This window comes from Paenibacillus terrae (assembly GCF_000943545.1).
Classification (GTDB): Bacteria; Bacillota; Bacilli; order Paenibacillales; family Paenibacillaceae; genus Paenibacillus; species Paenibacillus terrae_A.
Genome location: NZ_JTHP01000159.1, coordinates 1 through 1890 on the forward strand (window position 1 = coordinate 1; position 1890 = coordinate 1890).

At 53.0% G+C, this 1890-nt stretch carries 1 protein-coding gene; it reads right to left on the reverse strand.

The genetic code is table 11. The features are described from left to right. Positions 1-77: 77 nt before the first annotated feature. Positions 78-1463, reverse strand: a complete 1386-nt coding sequence (gene ltrA / locus QD47_RS29365) for a group II intron reverse transcriptase/maturase (protein WP_044649451.1) — start codon at positions 1461-1463, stop codon at positions 78-80. Positions 1464-1890 lie beyond the last annotated feature (427 nt).

Below are 1890 nucleotides of genomic sequence, written 5' to 3' on the forward strand. Positions count from 1 at the left end.
AATCGAGTAGGAGGCTACCCATTAACTGAGTAGCCGACCTCTCACACCACCGTACGTACCGTTCGGTATACGGCGGTTCAACCGCTTAAGTGCATTTTACGTAGACGCTCGTATTGCGCAGGAAAGTCATAATATCCTGCCTGTACGAGCTTTTCGTTTGTTATGGAACGAGACAGCACCGGGCTTCCGGCGATGCGCCAGTATCCAAGGCGGGAGTTTCCCCACGGGTACGCCTGCCATTCCGGTATCCCCAGTTTGCGCAGGTTTTGTACCTTTGTTCTCGGCTTCTTCCACTGTTTCCAGATGTACATTCGGAGTCGTCTTCGCAGCCATTCACTCCAGCTTTGCAATATCCGTTTCATGTCGGCTACGTAATAGTAGCCAATCCATCCCCGAATGTAGACTTTCACCTTCTCCATGATTTGGCGAACATTTCTGCCCTGACTACGGCTTGTGAGTTCTTTCAGCCTCTTCTTTGCTTTTACCAGCGTTTGCCCATGAGCGCGTATATACACGCCACTTCCGTTCTTTCCTAAGGCAAAGCCAAGGAATTTGAAATGCTTTCGGGCCACCACGCTAACGACCTTGCTTTTCCCCGTATTCATCTGGAGTCTCAGTTGGTTCTCCAGATACTTCCCGCAGGACTCCAGAAGACGCGTTGCTGCCCGTTCGCTTTTGGCCAGCACCACAATGTCATCTGCATAGCGGATGACGTTCACTCCCCGGCTTCTCATCTCCTGGTCAAATTCGTTCAGGTAGATGTTCGCCAAAAGCGGCGACAGAGGACCTCCCTGAGGGGAACCCTCTTTCGTTTCGCGGCGTACTCCGCTTTTCAGGTACTTTTTAATCAGATCGGTTACACGTCTATCCTGGATTTGTCTGCGCAAGAGATTCATCAGCAGTTCATGGTTCAGTGTGTCAAAGTATTTGGAGAGGTCGATTTCTACCGCGTGGACGTAGCCCTGCTGTGCATACTCTTTCACCTTGCGGATGGCCTGCTGCGCGCTCCGCCCTGGGCGGTAGCCGTAGCTCCCCTCCGAAAAGAGCGGTTCAAACAGTGGGTGCATCTGCTGGGCAATCGCCTGCTGTATCACCCGGTCCACGACCGTGGGGATGCCAAGCTTCCGTACTCCGCTTCCATCTGGTTTGGGAATTTCTTTGCGCCGTACCGGGCTTGGCTTGTATCGGCCTTCCCAGATGCTTTGCAAAAGCTCATCTCTATGTTCCTGCAGCCAGGGCAGCGCCTCTTCTACGGTCATTCCGTCGATTCCAGGCGCTCCATGGTTGCGTTTGACCTGCTTGTAGGCTCGGTTCAGATTGTCTCTGTCCAGAATCTGCTCCAGCAGGTCTGTTGCACCGCCTTTTTCTCTACGTTCCCGACTACCGGCGCTCCGCACTCCCGCGTACTCTTTGCGTTCCACGCTATCCCTTTGCAGGCAGCCCTTTCGGTATTCTGCTTTCATTGCGCCGATTCTCCTTCCTGTATGTACTCAAGACTTACGATTGTTCGGCCCTTCCCGAAAAAAAAACTTCCCGGTACTATGGCCTCTGCTGACTTCTCACAGCAAGCTTTACTCCGTCTTTCGGATTTTTTTTCCTACTTGACGTCTGTGAGATCTCCCCGGGTAAGAGCGATAACCTTCCCCTCATCCATCTGCCACATTTACATCCTGGGATTCGGGCAGTATTAGACTTCGCTTTGTTATGCAAGCTCGTCCGTCCCAGCATGCCTTCTATGTGATTTCTGTTCGTCAGACCGAGGGTTTGCCTCCGGCTTCCTTCAGATTCCGCCTCGCGGCGGACACCCTTGCCTTTGGCTAACAGTTCCTACTGCCAAGCCTGTAGCGGACTTTCACCGCCAAGTTATCGCCCATGCCGGGCGCACATAAA

What these genes read in the sequence shown, in the direction of transcription:
- ltrA (WP_044649451.1), bottom strand. Translation starts at nt 1,463, where the DNA reads ATGAAAGCAGAATACCGAAAGGGCTGCCTGCAAAGGGATAGCGTGGAA.